The sequence below is a fragment of the Halopseudomonas sp. L-58 genome (genome assembly GCF_056859475.1).
Map to the genome: position 1 here is coordinate 177,572 of NZ_JBSXON010000065.1, position 19,384 is coordinate 196,955.

Sequence of the window (19,384 nt, forward strand, 5' to 3'; positions counted from 1 at the left end):
GTTGATCAACACCTTGAAAAACGTGGAAGGACACCGTGGCATCAGCCGCTCGGCGGGCGCGCATCATAGCACAGGGGGCGGCAGAAGCAGATGTGTGTATAATCGCCCCTTTTCCCAGCTAGCCCCCAGCACAATCCCATGGCCAAGAAACTCTTTATTCAGACCCACGGTTGCCAGATGAACGAGTATGACAGCTCGCGCATGGCAGACCTGCTCGGCGAACATCAGGCAATGGAGCTGACCGACAACCCCGATGAGGCGGATGTCATCCTGCTCAACACCTGCTCGATCCGTGAAAAAGCTCAGGAAAAGGTTTTCTCCGAGCTGGGCCGCTGGCGCCCGCTAAAAGAGAAGAACCCGGAGCTGATCATCGGCGTTGGCGGCTGCGTCGCCAGCCAGGAAGGCACCGCCATCCGCGATCGCGCCTCCTACGTTGACGTCGTCTTCGGCCCGCAGACCCTGCACCGCCTGCCTGAGATGATCAACGCCGCGCGCACCACACAGCAGCCGCAGGTGGATGTCAGCTTCCCCGAGATCGAGAAGTTCGACGCCCTGCCCGAGCCACGCGTAGACGGCCCGACGGCCTTCGTATCGATCATGGAAGGCTGCAGCAAGTACTGCAGCTTCTGCGTGGTGCCCTACACCCGTGGCGAGGAAGTCAGCCGCCCGCTGGCCGACGTGCTGGCCGAGATCGTTCACCTGGCCGAGAACGGCGTCAAGGAAGTCACCCTGCTGGGTCAGAACGTCAATGGCTACCGTTTTGACGGTACCGACTTTGCCGACCTGCTGCACGCTGTGGCAGCGATCGACGGGATTGAGCGCATTCGCTACACCACCAGCCACCCGCTGGAATTTTCCGACGCCATCATCCAGGCCCACGCCGAGATTCCGAAGCTGGTGAAGTACCTGCACCTGCCGGTGCAATCGGGTTCCGACCGGGTACTGGCGGCGATGAAGCGCAACCACACCGCACTGGAATACAAGTCGCGCATCCGCAAGCTGAAAGCCGCGGTTCCGGACATCATCCTCAGCTCGGACTTCATTATCGGCTTCCCGGGTGAGACCGACCGTGATTTCGAGCAGACCATGAAACTGGTTGAGGACGTCGGCTTCGATTTCTCCTACTCGTTCATCTATAGCGCCCGTCCCGGCACGCCGGCGGCCGATCTGAATGATGACACGCCAATGGAGACCAAGAAGCAGCGCCTGCAGATTCTTCAGGCACGCCTGAACCAGCAGGGCTTCGAGAACAGCCGCCGCATGGTCGGCACCACCCAGCGCATCCTGGTCAGCGACTTCTCGAAGAAGGACCCGGGCATGCTGCAGGGCCGCACCGAGCACAATCGCGTGGTCAACTTCCGCTGCGACAACCCCGGCCTGATCGGCCAGTTCGTCGACGTCCGGATTGAAGAGGCGCTGCCACACTCGCTGCGCGGCACGCTGATCAGCAACACGGCACACTGAGCAGGTGTGCCCCGCCCCCGCTGCAAAACCGCCACCGTTGTACTGATAACCCAGTGACAGGTATGGATGGGCGGGTCTTTGCAGCGGGATATTTGCGCGCTATCCTGTGCGCTTCTCAGTGCCATATGGCGACCAACGGACCATTTTGAACGCGCCCCAGCATATCCATCGCTTCAGTATCGAACCTGTCGACCCCCGCCGCTTCGCCAGCCTTTGCGGCCAGTTCGATGAAAATCTCCGCCTGATCGAACAACGCCTCGGCATCGAAGTCCGCAACCGCGGCAACCACTTCGAGCTGATTGGCGACGATTCCCTGACCCGTTCGGCCGAAGCCGTACTGCGTCAGCTGTATCGCGAAACCCGCAATACCGACGACCTGAGCCCGGATACCGTGCACCTGTATCTGCAGGAATCGGGACTGGAAAGCCTGGGCGAAAGCCTCAGCAATGGTGAAGACCACAAGCCGGTGATCCTGCGCACGCGCAAGATGAGCATCCAGCCGCGCGGCCCGAATCAGCAGAAGTACGTGCGCTCTATTCTCGAGCACGACATCAACTTCGGCATCGGCCCGGCCGGCACCGGCAAGACCTATCTGGCGGTGGCCTGCGCGGTCGATGCACTGGAGCGCGAGCAGATTCGGCGCATCCTGCTGGTACGTCCGGCGGTGGAAGCCGGCGAGAAGCTGGGTTTTTTGCCCGGTGACCTGGCGCAGAAGATCGACCCCTACCTGCGCCCGCTCTACGACGCCCTGTACGAGATGCTCGGGTTTGAGCAGGTTGCCAAGCTGATCGAAAAGCAGGTGATCGAGATCGCGCCGCTGGCGTACATGCGTGGCCGCACCCTGAACAACAGCTTCATCATTCTCGACGAGTCGCAGAACACCACACTGGAACAGATGAAGATGTTCCTGACCCGTATCGGCTTCGGCTCGACCGCGGTGATCACCGGCGACATTACCCAGGTCGACCTGCCCCGCGGCACCCGCTCGGGCCTGGCCCACGTCACCGAAGTGCTGAAAGACGTCAAGGGCATTGGCTTCACCCACTTCGAGTCCAAGGACGTGGTGCGACACCCGCTGGTCCAGCGCATCGTCGAGGCCTACGACCGCTTCGACGCGCTGCAGGAAGCTGCCCGCAAGGAGCGTCGCAATGAGCATTGAGCTCGACATCCAGCGCGCTTCCAGCGCACCCGATCAGCCCGACGACGACAGCTTCATACGCTGGGTCGGGCTGGCCCTGGGTACCGGCACCGACCGAGAACTGACCATCCGTCTGGTGGACGCCGATGAGGGCCGCCAGCTGAACAGCACCTATCGCGGCAAGGACTACGCCACCAACGTATTGTCCTTTCCTGCAGACCTGCCCCCCGAACTTGACCTGCCGCTGCTTGGCGACCTGGTGATCTGCGTCCCCGTAGTCGCCCGTGAAGCTGACGAGCAGGGCAAACCCCTGCACGCGCACTGGGCGCACATGGTCATCCACGGTTGCCTGCACCTGCTCGGCTACGATCACATCGAAGACGCCGATGCAGAAGAGATGGAAGCCCTGGAACGGGAATTGCTGGCAGAACTCGGCATAGCCGACCCCTATCTTGAAGATGATGAGTAAGGACCAATGAGCGAAGATCGATCGACCAACGGGCATAAGTCGTGGCTGGATAAACTGGTCCAGGCTTTTGTCCATGAACCCAAGAACCGCCAGGAACTGCTCGAGCTGCTGCGCGAGGCGCACAGTAACGAGGTTCTGGATATCGAGGCCCTGTCGATCATCGAAGGTGCGCTCCAGGTGTCGGACATGCAGGTCCGCGACATCATGGTGCCGCGCTCGCAGATGACTACTATCAAGGCAAGCCACAGCCCGCGCGAATTTCTGCCTGCAGTGATCGAAGCCGCCCACTCGCGCTTTCCGGTCATCGGCGAGAACGTCGATGATGTGCTGGGCATTCTGCTCGCCAAGGACCTGCTGCCGCTGCTGCTGGAAGAGAACACCGAGCGCTTCAACATCAAGGACATCCTGCGTTCCGCGACCTTTGTACCGGAATCCAAGCGCCTCAACGTGCTGCTCAAGGAGTTCCGCGCCACCCGCAATCACATGGCCATTGTCATCGATGAATACGGCGGCGTATCCGGTCTGGTTACCATCGAAGACGTGCTGGAGCAAATCGTCGGCGACATTGAAGACGAGCATGATGTTGACGAGGACAGTCAGATCAAACCGCTGCCCAGCGGTGATTATCTGGTCAAGGGCCTGACCCCCATCGAGGAGTTCAACGAACACTTCGAAACCGAGTTCTCCGACGAAGAGTTCGATACCGTTGGCGGGCTGGTCATGAACGCCTTCGGCCATCTGCCCAAACGCAATGAAGTGGTCGAGCTGGACGGTTTCCGGGTTCGCGTGCTGAACGCCGACAGCCGCCGGGTTCATCTGCTGCGCGTCACCCTGGTCAACCGCTAGCCGGCACCGATAAGGACATCTCCATGCATGCCCTGCTCAGCCGCCTGCGCGGCCCCGGCCTTGTCGGCCACCTGATCGCGCTGGTCGCCGGCGCGCTCAGCACCCTCTCCTTTGCCCCCTACAACATCTGGCCGCTGGGCATGCTCTCAGTGGCCCTGCTGTATCAGGGGTTGAAGGACGTCACGCCAAAGCAGGCCCCCCTGCGCGGTGGCGCCTGGGGGCTGGGGCTGTTCGTCTCCGGCGTTTCCTGGATCTATATCAGCATCCACGTCCACGGCAATGCCTCACCGCCGCTGGCCGCCTTGCTGACCGGCGGACTGGAACTGGGACTGGCTTGCTTCTTTGCACTGATGGCCTGGCTTTGGGTGCGATTTCTGCGCCCGCAGGGCCCGTGGCTCGCCAGCCTGTGTTTCGCCCTGCTGTGGTTTGCCCAGGAAATGTTCCGCAGCTGGTTCCTCACAGGCTTCCCCTGGCTCTATCACGGCTATGCGCACACTCACAGCGCGCTGGCCGGCTGGGCGCCGATTGGCGGTGTCTGGCTGCTCGGCGTGATATCAGTGCTGATCGCCTGCCTGTTGACCGAGTGGCGTCTGCTGCGACGCCCACTGCAGGCGGCGGCCGTTGCTGCGCTGGTCAGCTTGTTCTGGGGCGGCGGGTTGCTGCTGCAATACGTCGACTGGACCCGGCCAGTCGGCAAGCGCCTGAGCGTCAATCTGGTGCAGGCCAACATAGAGCAGGCCAACAAGTGGGACCCGGCCTACATTACCCACACACTGGAACTGTACCGCGACCTGACCTACGCCCAACCGCCAACCGATCTGGTGGTCTGGCCGGAAACCGCGGTACCGGTCCTGCAGAGCCAATCGCTGTACTTTGTTGACGGCATCGCCGCCAATCTGGCGCAGCAAGGCCGCACCCTCATCACCGGCATCCCGGTCGATACCCACGATGAGCATGGCATGCGCATCTACAACGGCATCATGGTCGGTGGCAGCGAGCCCCGCAGCCAGTACCTGAAACAGAAGCTGGTACCCTTTGGCGAGTACGTGCCACTGGAAGGCCTGCTGCGCGGCCTGATCGATTTTTTCAACCTGCCGATGTCCAGCTTCAGTCGCGGGCCGGCCGATCAGCCGCCACTGCAGGCCGCCGGTTACCAGCTGGCGCCACTGATCTGCTACGAGGCGGTCTACCCCGATTTTGCCGCCAAGCTCGCCGCCCGGAGCGACCTGTTGATCACTATCAGCAACGACAGCTGGTTCGGCTCTTCCATTGGCCCGCTCCAGCACCTGCAGATGGCGCAGATGCGCGCCATCGAAAGCCAGCGCTGGATGATCCGTGCGACCAATAATGGCGTGACCGCGCTGATCGATCCGCGCGGCATCATTCGCCAGCGGATTGCGCAGTTTCAGCAGGAGGTATTGATCGGCGAGGTGCAGCCGATGACCGGGCAGACGCCCTATCTGCGCTGGCGCAGCTGGCCGCTGATAGTTATGGCACTAGCAATACTGCTGCCCGTTGCCTGGCGCCGGCGTCACGCCCGGTAGCGGCGTGCGAGTGGAGATGGCGACCAGAATCTGCTGCAGCAGCACCATCTCCTCGGGGCTCAGCCCCTGCAGCTCGAGTTCACTCGGCAATTCCGGATAGCCACTGAGCCATTGCCGGGTGTGCGCCATATCCAGCGCCTGGTCCAGCCGTCTAAGCAAACGACCATAGGCACTGTCCTGTGGCTGTCGAGCTACCACCGAAGGCAATCCGCCACACATCTCGCACCCTCCCGCAGTAGCCTGAAGCAAGCCCCGGTGACCTGCCTTCCCACCTAGAGAATAGACCCACCGACCGGGTGTCTACCGAGCCGGCGACGAATGGCATGTGACTACCTGATGAGCGCCGGGTGGTGTATCCTGCCCCATTACTTTTTCACGTCACCACGAGTCACCAGACCCCACGCCATGCAAGAACAGTATTCACCGAGCGAAATCGAAGCCGCTGCCCAGACCGACTGGGACAATGCCAACGCTTTCAAGGTCAGCGAAACCCCCGACCAGGACACCTACTACTGCCTGTCGATGTTTCCCTACCCCAGCGGCAAGCTACACATGGGGCATGTGCGCAACTACACCATCGGTGACGTGATCGCCCGCTACCAGCGCATGCAGGGCAAGAACGTACTGCAGCCCATGGGCTGGGACGCCTTCGGCATGCCGGCGGAAAACGCAGCGATGAACAATAAAGTCGCTCCGGCTGCCTGGACCTACTCCAACATCGATTACATGCGTACCCAACTGAAAAGCCTGGGCCTGGCAATCGACTGGTCGCGCGAGATCGCCACCTGCAAGCCGGATTACTACCGCTGGGAGCAATGGCTGTTCACCCGCCTGTTCGAGAAGGGCATCATCTACCGCAAGAACGGTACCGTGAACTGGGACCCGGTCGACCAGACTGTTCTGGCCAACGAGCAGGTAATCGACGGCAAGGGCTGGCGCAGCGGCGCCGTGATCGAGAAGCGCGAGATCCCGATGTATTACTTCGCGATCACCAACTACGCCGAGGAGCTGCTGAGCTCGCTCGATGAGCTGACCGGCTGGCCCGAACAGGTCAAGACCATGCAGCGCAACTGGATCGGCAAGTCGGTCGGCATGGAAGTCCAGTTCCCGTACGACACCGCCAGCATCGGCCACGACGGCACCCTGAAGGTTTTTACCACACGCCCGGACACCCTGATGGGCGCGACCTACGTTGCCGTTGCCGCCGAGCACCCGCTGGCCACCCAGGCCGCGCAAAACAACCCCGAACTGCAGGCGTTCATCGACGAGTGCAAGCGTGGTGGTGTGGCCGAGGCCGACATCGCTACCCAGGAAAAGAAAGGCCTGCCGACCCCGCTGTACGTGCTGCACCCGCTGACCGGCGAGAAGCTGCCGGTATGGGTCGCCAATTACGTGCTCATGGGGTATGGCGAAGGCGCCGTGATGGCCGTACCGGCGCATGATGAGCGCGACTTTGCCTTTGCCAGCAAATATCGCCTGCCGATCAAGCCGGTAATCCGCACTTCTGCCGGCGACGAAACACCCGAACCCTGGCAGGACGCCTACGCCGAGAAGGGCGAGCTGATCAACTCAGAAGAATTCGACGGCCTGGACTACGACAGCGCCTTTACCGCCATTGGCGAAGTACTGAAGCAGAAAGGCCTGGGCGAGCCACGCACCCAGTTCCGCCTGCGCGACTGGGGTATCAGCCGTCAGCGCTACTGGGGCTGCCCGATTCCGATCATTCACTGCGACAGCTGTGGTGACGTACCGGTGCCGGATGACCAGTTGCCGGTAGTCCTGCCCGAAGACGTGATTCCCGATGGCGCCGGCAGCCCGCTGGCCAAGATGCCCGAATTTTATGAGTGCAGCTGTCCGAAGTGTGGCGCCGCCGCCAAGCGCGAAACCGACACCATGGATACCTTCGTTGAAAGCTCCTGGTACTACGCCCGCTACGCCAGCCCGCAATATGACAAGGGCATGGTCGACCCGGCTGCGGCCAATCACTGGCTGCCGGTGGACCAGTACATCGGCGGGATCGAACACGCTATTTTGCACCTGCTCTACGCGCGTTTCTTCCACAAGCTGATGCGCGACGAGGGCCTGGTCAGCAGCAACGAGCCGTTCAAGAACCTGCTGACCCAGGGCATGGTGCTGGCCGACACCTACTACCGCCTTGAAGCCAACGGCAGCAAGACCTGGTACAACCCGGCCGACGTGGATGTCGAGCGCGACGCCAAGGGCAAGATAGTTGCTGCCACCCTGCGCAGCGACGGCCAGCCGGTCGAGATCGGCGGCACCGAGAAGATGTCCAAGTCGAAGAACAACGGCGTTGACCCGCAGGCCATGATCGACCAGTACGGCGCCGACACCTGCCGCCTGTTCATGATGTTCGCGTCACCGCCGGACATGAGCCTGGAATGGTCCGACTCCGGCGTTGAAGGCGCCCAGCGCTTCCTGCGCCGCGTCTGGCGCCTGAGCCAGCAGCACCATGCCAGGGGCCCGGCCGCAAACGCCGACCTCACCAGCCTGAGCGACGAGCAGAAAGCCGTACGCCGCGCCATCCATCTGGCCATCAAGCAGGCCAGCCAGGATATCGGCCAGCACCACAAGTTCAATACCGCCATCGCCGCCGTGATGACCCTGATGAACGTGCTGGAAAAGGCACCGCAGGACGCCGAGCAGGACCGCGCCCTGATGCAGGAAGGCCTGGAAACCGTCGCCCTGCTGCTGGCGCCCATCGCCCCGCACATCTGCCACAGCCTCTGGCAGGCATTGGGTCACAGCGATGCGATCATCGACGCGCGCTGGCCGAGCGTCGACGAGAGCGCGTTGGTACAGGACAGCCTGCAACTGGTTATTCAGGTCAACGGCAAGCTGCGCGGTCACATTGAAGTCGCCGCCGACGCCAGCCGCGAGCTGATTGAAGCCACCGCGCGGGAAAACGAGAATGTGCTGCGCTTTACCGAGGGCCTGACCATCCGCAAGGTGATCGTCGTCCCGGGCAAGCTGGTCAACATTGTCGCCAACTGATTTTGCAACGGAGAGCCAAGATGTCACTGACCACCCCCCGCCTGCTGCTCAGCTGCGCCGTTCTCGGCGCCACCCTGCTCGCCTCCGGCTGCGGATTCCACCTGCGCGGCACCGGTGTCGACAGCGTCGAGCTGACCCAACTCGATGTAACGGCGCAAAACCGCTACGGCCGAACCTATCAGCAAGTGCTTGAGGCACTGGAAGTGGACGGGGTCCAGGTCACGCCGACCGCAGCCTATCGGCTGCAACTGCTGAACGAAGGTCAGGAGCGCAGAGCAGTAAGTTATACCAGCAGCTCGACTCCGGCAGAATACGAGCTGACCAGCAACCTGACCTTCCAGATCGCCGACCGTCAGGGTCGCCCGCTGATCGGTCCGGAAACCCTGGCCACACGCCGTATTTACGTCAACGATAAGGACAACATTATCGGCACCACCGAGGAAGAGGAGCTGCTGCGCCGGGAAATGCGTCAGGACCTCACCCGCCAGTTGCTGTTCCGTCTCTCCAGTATCAGCGAAAGCGACCTTTCCAGCCGCGAATCGCGTCTCGACCAGCAGGGCAACTGAGCAGGTAATGAAGCTCAACGCCCCCCAGCTGGGCAAGCAGCTCAGGGACGAGCTGGCCGCCGTCTACGTTGTCAGCGGTGATGATCCGCTGCTCTGTGGCGAGGCCTGCGACCTGATTCGCCAGGCCTGCCGCAACGCCGGCAGCGAGGAGCGCCAGGTTTTTGATGTGGACCGCAGTTTCGACTGGTCCCAGCTGTACGAAGCCAGCCACAGCCTCTCGCTGTTTGCCCAGAAGCGCTTGCTCGAACTGCGCATTCCCTCGGGCAAACCGGGTGACGCCGGAGCAAAGGCGTTACTGGCCTATCTGGAACAGCCTGCCGAAGACACTACCCTGCTGATCAGTCTGCCCAAGCTCGATGGCACGACCCAGCGCAGCAAGTGGGCAAAAACCCTGATCGAACACGCTGACAGCCGGTTCGTCCAGATCTGGCCGATTGAGCCTGCCCAATTACCCAACTGGATTCGCGAGCGCCTGCTTGCCGCCGGCCTGCAGGCTGGCCCCGAGGCGATCGACCTGCTCTGCGCGCGGGTGGAAGGCAATCTGCTGGCGGCGGCGCAGGAAATCGAGAAGCTGAAACTCTACTGCCCGCAGGGCCAGCTGAGCCTGGAGACGGTGCAGCAGGTTGTTGCCGATAGCGCCCGCTTCGACGTTTTCAACCTCAGCGATGCCATGCTGCAGGGGCAGCCGGAACATGCCCTGCGCATGCTTCATGGCCTGCGCGGCGAAGGGGTCGAGGCTCCGGTGATTCTCTGGGCTGTGAGCCGTGAACTGCGGGCCCTGGCCGATATGGCCCAGCAGCACAGCCGCGGCATACCGCTGGACAAGGTATTCGCCAGCCAGCGTCCGCCGGTCTGGGATAAGCGCAAACCCTTGCTCCGCGCGGCACTGCAACGCCATCCGGCGATGGCCTGGGAACGCTGGCTGGGCGATGCCCAAACCGTTGACGAGCAGATCAAGGGCCAGGCACCGGGTTCACCTTGGGATGGCCTGGCACGGATTCTGGTCGAGGCCTCGGGCGCGCGTCTGGCGCTCTGATTCAGGGGCGGTCAGCGCAGCAGCAGCAACGGGCACTCGGCATGGCGGAGCATGGACGTGGTCGTGCTGCCGACCAGAAACCGGCGAATGGGCGAATGGCCGTAGGCACCCATGACGATCAGATCCATTGCCTGCTCGCGCTGACAGGCCAAAAGCACCGAGTCCACCTCTGCGCCAGCGCGGATCTCGGCCGTTGCCGTGACGCCTGCCTGCTGCAGCTGCAAGCGGGCGAACTCAAGAGCCTCCCGCGCGTCAGCGGTATCGGCACCGACCATTAGCAGGTGCATCGCCAGACCGGCCAACAAGGGACTCTGTAACAACAGGTCCAGTCCCTTGCGAACACTTGGGCTGTTATCGAAGGCCACCAGCACGCGCTGCGGTGAGCGGAATACGCCGGTAGAGACCAGTACCGGCCGATGCATGGTGCGAATTACGCTTTCCAGCTGACTGCCAACCTGGCTCGCTGCCGAGCCGCCGGCTTCACCCTGTCGCCCAACCACCAGCAGCCGGATATCGCTTTCCAGCTCCTGCAGGGTGTCGACCAGGCGCCCGTGGCGCTGCCGCAGAGCGGGTTCTGCCACTCCATCTGCGCGCACCCGGGCTGTCGCAGCATCGAGCATCAACTTGCCCTGTTCGCGCAGCAGGCGTGCACGTCGTTCGTCCAGCTCCGCCAGCTCGCTCAGCAGATGCTCGCGACTGCCCAGTCCGATGCTGCCGGACAGGTCGGCAGGCGATGCGCCGACGTTAGGCTCCAATACATGCAGCAAGGTCAGCGGCGCGGACAGGCGCAAGCTGGCCCAGGCGGCATAATCGCAGACCGCCTCGCTGGATGCGGAGCCATCGATGCAGGCCAGTACCTGTGGTTCGTTCATCCTGCTCTCCGTTGCTTTCAGTGACCGCCGATGTGGTCTACCGCATCAGGTTTGTCATGCACGCCAAACCGATCCACAATCGTGGCACTGGCCTCATTCAGGCCGATGACCTCAACCGCTGTACCCTCCCGGCGGAACTTGATGACGACCTTATCCAGAGCACCCACGGCGGTGATATCCCAGAAGTGGGCGCGACTCAGGTCAATCACCACCCTATCAAGCGCTTCCCTGAAATCAAAGCCCGCAGCAAACTTGTCCGCAGAACTGAAAAACACCTGGCCCACCACCTCGTAGCGACGCTCTTCGCCATCGGCGCTCAGCACGCTGCCGATATGCAGGTAATGACCAATCTTGTTGGCGAAAAACATTGCCGCCAGCAGCACGCCGACAAACACGCCATAGGCCAGGTTATGGGTCGCCACCACCACTGATACGGTGGCCAGCATGACCAGGTTGGTCGACAACGGATGGTGACGCAGGTTGCGGATCGAATCCCAGCTGAAGGTGCCGATCGACACCATGATCATCACCGCCACCAGCGCCGCCATGGGAATCTGCCCGACCCAGTCGCTGGCAAACACCACCAGCACCAGCAGCACACTGCCGGCCACAAAGCACGACAGGCGGGTGCGACCACCGGATTTCACGTTGATCACCGACTGACCGATCATGGCGCAGCCCGCCATGCCGCCAAGCAGGCCCGATGCGATATTCGCTACACCCTGGCCCTTGCACTCACGGTTCTTGTCACTGCTGGTATCGGTCAGATCGTCGACAATCGTGGCAGTCATCATCGACTCAAGCAGCCCAACCACCGCCATCGCGACAGAGTACGGCAGAATGATCATCAGCGTATCGAGGTTGAGTGGCACGTCCGGCCAGAGGAAGACCGGCAGGGTATCGGGCAACTCGCCCATATCACTGACAGTGCGAATATCCAGCCCGAGATAGATCGATACAGCGGTCAGCAACAGAATGCACACCAGTGGCGAGGGAATAACCTTGCCGACGCCCGGCAGCAAGGGGAACAGATAGATGATACCCAGGCCGGCGGCAGTCATGGCGTAAACGTGCCAGGTTACGCCAGTCAGCTCGGGCAGCTGGGCCATAAAAATCAGGATCGCCAGCGCGTTGACAAACCCGGTCACCACCGAGCGCGAAACGAAGCGCATCAGCGAGCCGAGCCGCAGATAACCGGCGCCGATCTGCAGCACACCGCACAACACGGAAGCGGCCAGCAGGTACTCCAGGCCGTGCTCGCGAACCAGGGTAACCATCAGCAATGCCATCGCCCCGGTTGCCGCCGAAATCATGCCGGGACGACCGCCGGTAAATGCGATCACCACCGCAATACAAAAAGAGGCATACAGGCCAACCTTGGGATCCACTCCGGCGATGATGGAGAAGGCGATGGCCTCAGGGATCAGCGCCAGGGCAACGACCAGGCCGGACAGCAGGTCGCCGCGCACGTTGGAGAACCATTCGCGGCGCAGGGTTTCGATGACAGTCATGGGCAGGCAAACCTGTTTTCAATTCAGCAGACGACACCGCAGCGTCGTCAGGGTGCGGGGCCCCCTGTTCACATGCGGCAACACAATGTCACATGCCCCGCGAAATCGCCGAAGGCGCGCGGGCAAGGAAGCAGGGTCAATAGAGGCCGCGAACTCTAGCATAAATGCCGGCATACGGCCATTTGCCGCCCTTGCCGAGTCGCGCGTCACCTGTCATTGTCGGGTTTTGCTGCCGGAACCTTTCCAGTAAGAAAACCTCGAAAAGCTCAAGGACGGGGCTTGTAAAGCACCCGACAGCCCAGACAAGAATCCAGAGAATCTGCATGCCAACACCCCTCAGCCGCAAGGCCCGCCTCCATCTGATCACCTCGTTCAGCCTTATCTGGCTCACCGCCTGCGCAGACGCACCCAGCGCCGCGCTCGCGCAAGCGGCACCGACCCAGCCGCCCGCCGCAGCCGTTGCGCCGGCAGCGGTGCCGGCACAAGCGCCCAAACCGCAGACATTCGCCCAATGGCGAGACAGCTTTCGCCAGGAGGCACTGGACAAGGGTATCGACGCCGAACTCTTTGACCGCGCCTTCGCAGGCGTCACTCCGGATGAAGATGTCATCAGGGCGGACCGCAGCCAGCCCGAGTTCTCCCGGCCAGTGTGGGCCTACCTCGACAGCGCCATGTCCAGCCAGCGGGTATCGACCGGCCGCAGTCGCCTGGCCGCCCAACGCGAGACGCTGAATGCCATCGAACAGCGCTACGGGGTAGACCGGCACATTCTGGCCGCCATCTGGGGGCTGGAGAGCAACTACGGCCAGAACATGGGAAACCGCCCGGTTATTCGCTCGTTGGCCACCCTGGCCCACGAGGGCCGACGCCCGCGCTTTGCCCACGATCAGTTACTGGCAGCACTGGATATCCTGCAGCACCGCGACATCGAACCGGCAGGCATGCTTGGGTCATGGGCAGGTGCCATGGGGCAGACCCAGTTTATTCCCACCACCTACAACCAGTACGCAGTGGATTTCGATGGCAATGGCAAACGTGATATATGGAACTCACCAGCCGACGCCCTGGCCTCGGCTGCGCATTACCTGCAGCAATCCGGCTGGCGCTCCGGCCAATCCTGGGGCCAGGAAGTGCTGCTGCCAGCCAACTTCGATTATGCCCAGGCCGACCCGGCGGTGAAGAAGACCGTTGCCGAATGGCAAGCGCTGGGCGTCACCACCCCCGGAGGCCAGCGCCTTGCCGATAATCTGGCCGACCAGCGCGCCGCGCTGCTGCTGCCCGCCGGTCATCGTGGCCCCGCCTTCCTGCTGCTGCACAACTTCAGCACCATCATGCGCTACAACAACTCGTCGAGTTATGCGCTGGCCATCGGCCTGCTGTCCGAGCGGTTTCAGGATGGCGGACGGATCGTCGCCGACTGGCCGACCGATGACCGCCCACTGTCACGCAGTGAGCGCATCGAACTGCAGACCCTGCTGACCGAGAAAAGCCTGGAGCCGGGCGGCATCGACGGCATTATCGGCGCCAATACCCGGCGCGCCATTCGCAGCTTCCAGCAGCAACAGGGCTGGCCGGCCGACGGTTACGCCTCGGTCGAGCTGCTCGAGGCGCTGCGCCGGCCATGATCGTCAGCGCGCAGCTCAGCGCTGCGCGCGCTTGTGCCACTGTGGTAGAATTTGCGACGGCCACAAGCCAACCCGTGCCTATTTCAGCACCCTACGGAGCCTCTACCAGGAGCCCTGCCGATCATGTCCGACACCCCGCAGAAGTCCGTTGCCAGCGGCGAAAAGTTTCGCAACGCCCAGGGCATTGCCGCCATCAAGGATGGCCAGAAACGTCGCGCCAACACTGAACCCCAGGTGTTTTCGCCAAAGCCCAAGTGGTTGCGAGTCAAGGCACCGGGCGGTGACCGTTTTGAGGCAGTCAAACGTAATGTCAGCGAACATCGCCTGAGCACGGTCTGCCAGGAATCCCATTGCCCCAATATGGGCGAGTGCTGGTCCAACGGCACCGCCACCATCATGCTCATGGGATCGGTCTGCACCCGCGCCTGCCGTTTCTGCGCGGTGGACACCGGCAACCCGAACGGCTGGCTGGACAAGGAAGAACCGGAGAACACCGCGAAATCCGTCGAGCTGATGGCCCTGCGCTATATCGTGCTGACCTCGGTCGACCGGGACGATCTGGACGACGGCGGCGCAGCCCATTACGCCGCCTGCGTGCGCGCGATCAAGGCACGCACGCCCCAGGTGGTCGTCGAGGCCCTTACGCCTGACTTTGACGGCGAGCTGAGCGCGATTGAAGCGGTCGTTGATTCAGGCCTGGAAGTCTTCGCCCAGAACGTCGAAACCGTCGAACGCCTGACCCACGAGGTACGCGACCCGCGCGCCGGATACCGCAAGACCCTGGACGTGCTGGCCCACGCCAAGAAGCACCGTCCGCAGGTGCTGACAAAGACCAGCCTGATGGTCGGTCTGGGTGAAACCGACGACGAAATTCTGGAGACCTTCAAGGACCTGCGCGAAATCGGCGTGGATATCGTTACCCTTGGCCAGTACCTGCAGCCGACCCGCAATCACTTGGCGGTACAACGCTGGGTCAGCCCTGAAGAGTTCAACCGCTATCGCGAGATCGGTCTGGAGATGGGCTTTATGGAAGTGGCCGCCGGCCCGCTGGTGCGCTCCAGCTACCGAGCCGACAGGGTATTCGAGAAGAACAACCTGGGCCTGGCCGCGCCTGCGCCAGTGCCGGGCCAGGCAGTCGACGCCAGCCTGATTCCGACCCTGAATCTGAGCTGAAACCGAGTCGGGCGCAGACGCGCCCGAACAACTCTACTCTGCGAAGTATCCAAGGCGCTTGCGTAGCGCCGTTGCCAGCTGCTCCTCGACCAGAAGCATATCCACCGGCCCCTCGACGTGCTCAGTCAGCTGGGTCATGCGCAGACCGGCGTAGCCGCACGGGTTGATCCGCCGAAACGGCTCCAGATCCATATCCAGATTCAGTGCCAGCCCGTGGAACGAGCAGCCGCGGCGTACCCGCAGCCCCAGCGAGGCAATCTTGTCTGCACCAACATAAACACCCGGCGCATCCGCACGCGGCGCCGCCTCGACGCCATGCAGCGCCAGCACGTCGACAAGGCTCTGCTCCATGGCAGTCACAAGGTCGCGCACGCCCAGGTTCTTGCGGCGCAGATCCAGCATCAGATAGGCCACCAGCTGCCCCGGGCCATGATAGGTCACCTGCCCACCACGCTCGACCTTGATGACCGGAATATCACCGGGCGCCAGCACATGTTCAGCCTTGCCCGCCTGCCCCTGGGTAAATACCCGGGGGTGCTGCAGCAGCCAGATTTCGTCGGGAGTATCGGCGCCACGCTCCTCGGTTAGCCGGCGCATGGCATCAAGGGTGGGCTGGTAGTCCACCAGCCCTAGGCGGCGAATGACCAGCCCGGAAGGACCTGCCATCAAAGCACCATATGCACGCGACCGGTGGCCTTGAGGTCACGATGCAGTGCTTCGAGCTGCTCCTGACCAGTGGCCGTGATGACCACCCGCAGTGACAGAAAACGACCGTTCTTGCTGTCCCTGATCTCGACCGTGGTGGTATCGATACCGGGGGCGTGTTTCTCCACCACCTCGCAGATCACCTCGGCAAAGTCGTCACCGGCAGTCCCGATCACCTTGATCGGGTACTGACAGGGAAATTCGATTTTTGGAGCCTGAGGCTCGGTTACATCGGCCATATGCGGCCTCCTCAATCAAACAGGCCGTAGAAGAACAGACGAATACTGTCCCACAGACGACCAAACAAACCGCCCTCTTCAACCGCAGTGAGTGCAACCAGAGGCGCCTTGTGAACAACCTCTTCACCGAGCTTCACCTCGACTTCACCCAACACGTCTCCCACCTGAATGGGGGCAATGAGCGGCTTATTCAAGCTCAGGCTGGCCTCCAGCTTGTCTGCCTGGCCCTTCGGCAGCGTCAGCATCAGACCGTCCTGCAGCCCCAGCTGCACGGAGCTCTGCGCGCCTTTCCAGACCCGTTCATCGGCCAGAACCTGACCCGGCTGATAGAAGGTTTTGGTTTCAAAGAAGCGGAAGCCCCAGGTAAGCAACTTCTGGGTTTCTGCGGCCCGGGCCGCCTCGCTCGTGGTGCCCATCACCACCGAGATCAGACGCATGTCATCGCGCTTGGCCGACGCTACCAGACAGAAACCCGCCTCGTCGGTGTGACCGGTCTTCAGGCCATCCACCGTACTGTCGCGCCAGAGCATCAGGTTGCGGTTGGGCTGACGGATATCGTTCCAGACGAACTCCTTCTCGCCGTAGATCGCATAGTGGGATTTCGGATCATCCCGAATGATCGCCTGCGCAAGAATCGCCAGATCACGGGCCGAGGCATAGTGATCCTCGGCCGGCCAGCCGGTCGCGTTGACGAAGTGCGTGTTGGTCATGCCAAGCCGCTGCGCTTGCGCATTCATCAGGTCGGCAAAGGCATCCTCGCTGCCGGCAACGTGCTCGGCCAAAGCGATACTGGCATCGTTGCCGGACTGGATAATGACGCCGCGCAGCAGGTCGATTACCGATACCTCGGTACCGACGCGGATGAACATTTTCGAACCACCCATGCGCCAGGCCTTCTCGCTGACCAGCACCGGATCATTCTCGCCGATCTGGCCGCGCTTGATTTCCTGACTGACGATATAGCTGGTCATCATCTTGGTCAGGCTGGCCGGCGGCAGGGGAGTATCGGCATTATGCTCCACCAGCACGGCGCCACTGTTGGCATCAATCAGCAGATAGCTGGTCGCTGCCAGCTCCGGCGCAGTCGGCACGATCGGCGCAGCCGCCGACGGCGCATTCAGGGTCGGGCGGGCCGGCGTCTGTGCCTGAGCGGTCAGCGTCAGAGCCGCGACGGAGGTAATCAGCAGGGTCGAAATCAGTTTTTTCAACATGGTGCTCACAATCAATGGTGGGTTGCGTTTACGCGGGTACTAAAATCAGTTGGAAGTGACCAATGCAGGCGTCCCCAGGTTGGCTACGCGCAGGGTTTCCATCATCCGTCGAGCCTCGTCCTGAGTATTCAGCGGCCCCACCCTGACACGATGCAGGGTACGGGAATCAATCTGTACCGGGCTCACCCGGACATTGTTGCCAACCAGGCCCATCACGCGCTGACGCAGCGCCTGTGCGGCCTGATCGGATGAAAATGCACCAACCTGAAGATAATACCCCCCGGCCTGCACGTTCTCGACCGGCTCTGGCGGCAGCGCGGCCATGACCGGTGCCGCGGCAACGGCCTCTCGGGTCACCAGATAGTCAGGGTTGTTCTGTTGCTGCCAGGCCACCGGATCAATGCCTTCGACCCGCACCCTGGCCGTCCCCTGATCAGCAAACCCCAGTTTTTTTGCTGCGGCGAAGGACAGGTCGATAATCCGGTCCGAATAGAAGGGCCCACGGTCATTGACCCGGACAATCACCTTACGCTGATTATCAAGGTTGGTGACCTGAACGTAGGTCGGCAACGGCAAGGTCTTGTGTGCGGCAGACATCCCATACAGATCGTATACCTCGCCATTGGCGGTGTGCTGACCGTGGAACTTGGTGCCGTACCAGGACGCTGTGCCCTCCTCCCGATAGCTGCGGCCATCCTGCATCGGATGGTAACGCTGGCCAAGGACCGTGTAGGGCGACGCCTTGAATGCCCCGGTGTGCGGCGTCGGCACCGCATCCGGAATCAGCGATACATCCTGCATATAGCTGGGTGGCCCGTCACGCAGCGGCCGGCTGTCGGCCGGCGCGCCCGCAGCGGCGCCAGGGCTGGTCGAGGGTCCGCTCTGCGGATTGGATGAGCAGGCAGCGAGCGCGGCCAGAGCGCCGAGCAGCACATAACGCATGGATGACAGGACATTCGGCATCATTCGGGCCTGGCCTCACGTAACAGGTCTGCGAGTTGATGTACCACCATGGCATACATGACGCTGCGATTGTAGCGGGTGATGACGTACAGGTTGTTCAGACCCACCCAGTACCGCATTCGTTCCCCGGCGTCGAACTCGAAAGCCATGACCTGCTCATCGTCTGCCAGGGTGGCCTGCGGTGTCCAGCCCAGTGCCTTGAGTTCGCCAACACTCTGCCGCGCTTCCAGGCCCTTGGGCTCGGTCAACCCGTCCCGGTAGCGGTCGCCGCTGACCTGTGCCTCGATGGCGACCCGGGCGCCGTGTGTCCAGCCGTGCTGGTGGAAATAGTTGGCAACACTGCCGATCGCATCAACCGGGTTGTTCCAGATATCAACCTTGCCGTCGCCATCAAAGTCGACGGCATAGGCCTGGTAGCTGGATGGGATGAACTGGCCGAAACCCATCGCACCCGCGTACGACCCCTTGAGGGTCAGCGGGTCGATCTGCTGCTCACGGGTCAGCACCATGTAGCTCATCAACTGCTTGCGGAAAAAGTCGGCACGCGGCGGGTAGTCGAACCCCAGGGTCGCGAGCGCATCGAGGACGCGATACGAGCCCATGTTGCGGCCGTAGAAGGTCTCGACGCCGATGATAGCCAGAATCACCTCCGGCTCTACACCGTACTCCCGCTCGGCCCGCGCGAGCGTATCGGCATGTTCTGCCCAGAACGCCAGCCCGCGCTCGATGCGCTGATCGGTAATGAAGATAGCGCGGTACTCATGCCAGGGTTTGACCCGCTCGGCCGGACGCGAGATCGCCTTGATGATGTTGTCCTGGTGCACCGCCTGATCCAGCAGTGCCTGCACGTGCTCGGCACTGAAGCCGTGCTCACTCTGCATCTGCCGCACAAAATCCGGTACCCCCGGATGATCAGGGCCATAGTCCCCCGCCTGCAAGGCGGCAGCGCCAGTGGCAAGCAGCGCGGCAGCCAGCGCCGTGGAGCAGGTACGCAACGCCGCGCCCATACG

Annotated in this window: 18 protein-coding genes; 10 read left to right on the forward strand and 8 right to left on the reverse strand. The window is 62.4% G+C overall.

The window, feature by feature from the left end; all coding sequences use genetic code 11:
* Positions 1-138 precede the first annotated feature (138 nt).
* The 5 genes from miaB to lnt all read left to right on the forward strand — a co-directional run bounded on the left by miaB (position 139) and on the right by lnt (position 5,461).
* Entirely contained in the window at positions 139-1,464 is a 1,326-nt protein-coding gene (gene miaB, locus AC13EY_RS11500; RefSeq protein WP_088273496.1) for a tRNA (N6-isopentenyl adenosine(37)-C2)-methylthiotransferase MiaB, read from the forward strand.
* A gap of 145 nt (positions 1,465-1,609) precedes the next feature.
* Entirely contained in the window at positions 1,610-2,623 is a 1,014-nt protein-coding gene (locus AC13EY_RS11505; RefSeq protein ID WP_088273495.1) for a PhoH family protein, read from the forward strand.
* Positions 2,613-3,071: an rRNA maturation RNase YbeY gene (gene ybeY / locus AC13EY_RS11510; RefSeq protein ID WP_233048309.1), complete on the forward strand. Its 459-nt coding sequence runs from the start codon at positions 2,613-2,615 to the stop codon at positions 3,069-3,071. Before AC13EY_RS11505 ends, ybeY begins: the two co-directional genes overlap by 11 nt.
* A gap of 6 nt (positions 3,072-3,077) precedes the next feature.
* Positions 3,078-3,917, forward strand: a complete 840-nt coding sequence (locus AC13EY_RS11515) for an HlyC/CorC family transporter (protein ID WP_088273493.1) — start codon at positions 3,078-3,080, stop codon at positions 3,915-3,917.
* Positions 3,918-3,940: 23 nt separating this feature from the next.
* A complete protein-coding gene (gene lnt, locus AC13EY_RS11520) occupies positions 3,941-5,461 on the forward strand; it encodes an apolipoprotein N-acyltransferase (protein ID WP_335600758.1) in 1,521 nt (506 codons plus the stop codon).
* Here lnt and AC13EY_RS11525 read toward each other — a convergent pair.
* Positions 5,414-5,680, reverse strand: a complete 267-nt coding sequence (locus AC13EY_RS11525; RefSeq protein WP_335599167.1) for a hypothetical protein — start codon at positions 5,678-5,680, stop codon at positions 5,414-5,416. The two genes, lnt and AC13EY_RS11525, sit on opposite strands and share 48 nt — an antisense overlap.
* 186 nt (positions 5,681-5,866) lie before the next feature.
* Between AC13EY_RS11525 and leuS the strand changes: the two genes are divergently transcribed.
* From leuS to holA, 3 genes are read left to right on the forward strand one after another with little or no spacing between them, the layout of a single operon-like run.
* Positions 5,867-8,473, forward strand: a complete 2,607-nt coding sequence (gene leuS, locus AC13EY_RS11530) for a leucine--tRNA ligase (RefSeq protein ID WP_335599168.1) — start codon at positions 5,867-5,869, stop codon at positions 8,471-8,473.
* 20 nt (positions 8,474-8,493) lie between these two features.
* Positions 8,494-9,039 carry an LPS-assembly lipoprotein LptE gene (locus AC13EY_RS11535; protein WP_233048312.1) on the forward strand — a complete coding sequence of 182 codons (546 nt, stop codon included), beginning with the start codon at positions 8,494-8,496 and terminating at the stop codon, positions 9,037-9,039.
* Positions 9,040-9,046: 7 nt separating this feature from the next.
* Positions 9,047-10,075, forward strand: coding sequence for a DNA polymerase III subunit delta (gene holA, locus AC13EY_RS11540; RefSeq protein WP_285676416.1), 1,029 nt, complete (start codon positions 9,047-9,049; stop codon positions 10,073-10,075).
* Positions 10,076-10,086: 11 nt separating this feature from the next.
* Here the strand turns inward: holA and AC13EY_RS11545 are convergent, their stop codons facing one another.
* Together AC13EY_RS11545 and AC13EY_RS11550 are read right to left on the reverse strand one after the other, a co-directional pair.
* On the reverse strand, positions 10,087-10,947 hold the full coding sequence (locus AC13EY_RS11545) for a universal stress protein (RefSeq protein WP_228245259.1): 861 nt from the start codon (positions 10,945-10,947) through the stop codon (positions 10,087-10,089).
* Between the two features lie 17 nt (positions 10,948-10,964).
* Complete coding sequence (locus AC13EY_RS11550; protein WP_335599169.1) at positions 10,965-12,458, reverse strand: SulP family inorganic anion transporter; 1,494 nt, start codon at positions 12,456-12,458, stop codon at positions 10,965-10,967.
* 323 nt (positions 12,459-12,781) lie between these two features.
* Here AC13EY_RS11550 and AC13EY_RS11555 point away from each other — a divergent pair, with 323 nt between their 5' ends.
* Both AC13EY_RS11555 and lipA read left to right on the forward strand, forming a co-directional pair.
* Entirely contained in the window at positions 12,782-14,083 is a 1,302-nt protein-coding gene (locus AC13EY_RS11555) for a lytic murein transglycosylase (protein ID WP_335599170.1), read from the forward strand.
* A gap of 123 nt (positions 14,084-14,206) precedes the next feature.
* On the forward strand, positions 14,207-15,256 hold the full coding sequence (lipA, locus tag AC13EY_RS11560) for a lipoyl synthase (protein WP_335599171.1): 1,050 nt from the start codon (positions 14,207-14,209) through the stop codon (positions 15,254-15,256).
* Positions 15,257-15,289: 33 nt separating this feature from the next.
* Here lipA and lipB read toward each other — a convergent pair whose 3' ends face one another.
* Genes lipB through mltB form a run of 5 tightly spaced genes read right to left on the reverse strand, consistent with a single transcriptional unit; the run spans position 15,290 to position 19,381 of the window.
* On the reverse strand, positions 15,290-15,922 hold the full coding sequence (lipB, locus tag AC13EY_RS11565) for a lipoyl(octanoyl) transferase LipB (RefSeq protein WP_269686912.1): 633 nt from the start codon (positions 15,920-15,922) through the stop codon (positions 15,290-15,292).
* On the reverse strand, positions 15,922-16,200 hold the full coding sequence (locus AC13EY_RS11570; RefSeq protein ID WP_228245250.1) for an HP0495 family protein: 279 nt from the start codon (positions 16,198-16,200) through the stop codon (positions 15,922-15,924). Before AC13EY_RS11570 ends, lipB begins: the two co-directional genes overlap by 1 nt.
* Positions 16,201-16,211: 11 nt before the next feature.
* Complete coding sequence (locus AC13EY_RS11575; RefSeq protein ID WP_228245249.1) at positions 16,212-17,411, reverse strand: D-alanyl-D-alanine carboxypeptidase family protein; 1,200 nt, start codon at positions 17,409-17,411, stop codon at positions 16,212-16,214.
* A 45-nt stretch (positions 17,412-17,456) separates the two neighbouring features.
* Positions 17,457-18,374, reverse strand: a complete 918-nt coding sequence (locus AC13EY_RS11580; RefSeq protein ID WP_228245363.1) for a septal ring lytic transglycosylase RlpA family protein — start codon at positions 18,372-18,374, stop codon at positions 17,457-17,459.
* A complete protein-coding gene (gene mltB, locus AC13EY_RS11585) occupies positions 18,374-19,381 on the reverse strand; it encodes a lytic murein transglycosylase B (protein ID WP_335599179.1) in 1,008 nt (335 codons plus the stop codon). Before mltB ends, AC13EY_RS11580 begins: the two co-directional genes overlap by 1 nt.
* Between the last annotated feature and the right edge of the window lie 3 nt (positions 19,382-19,384).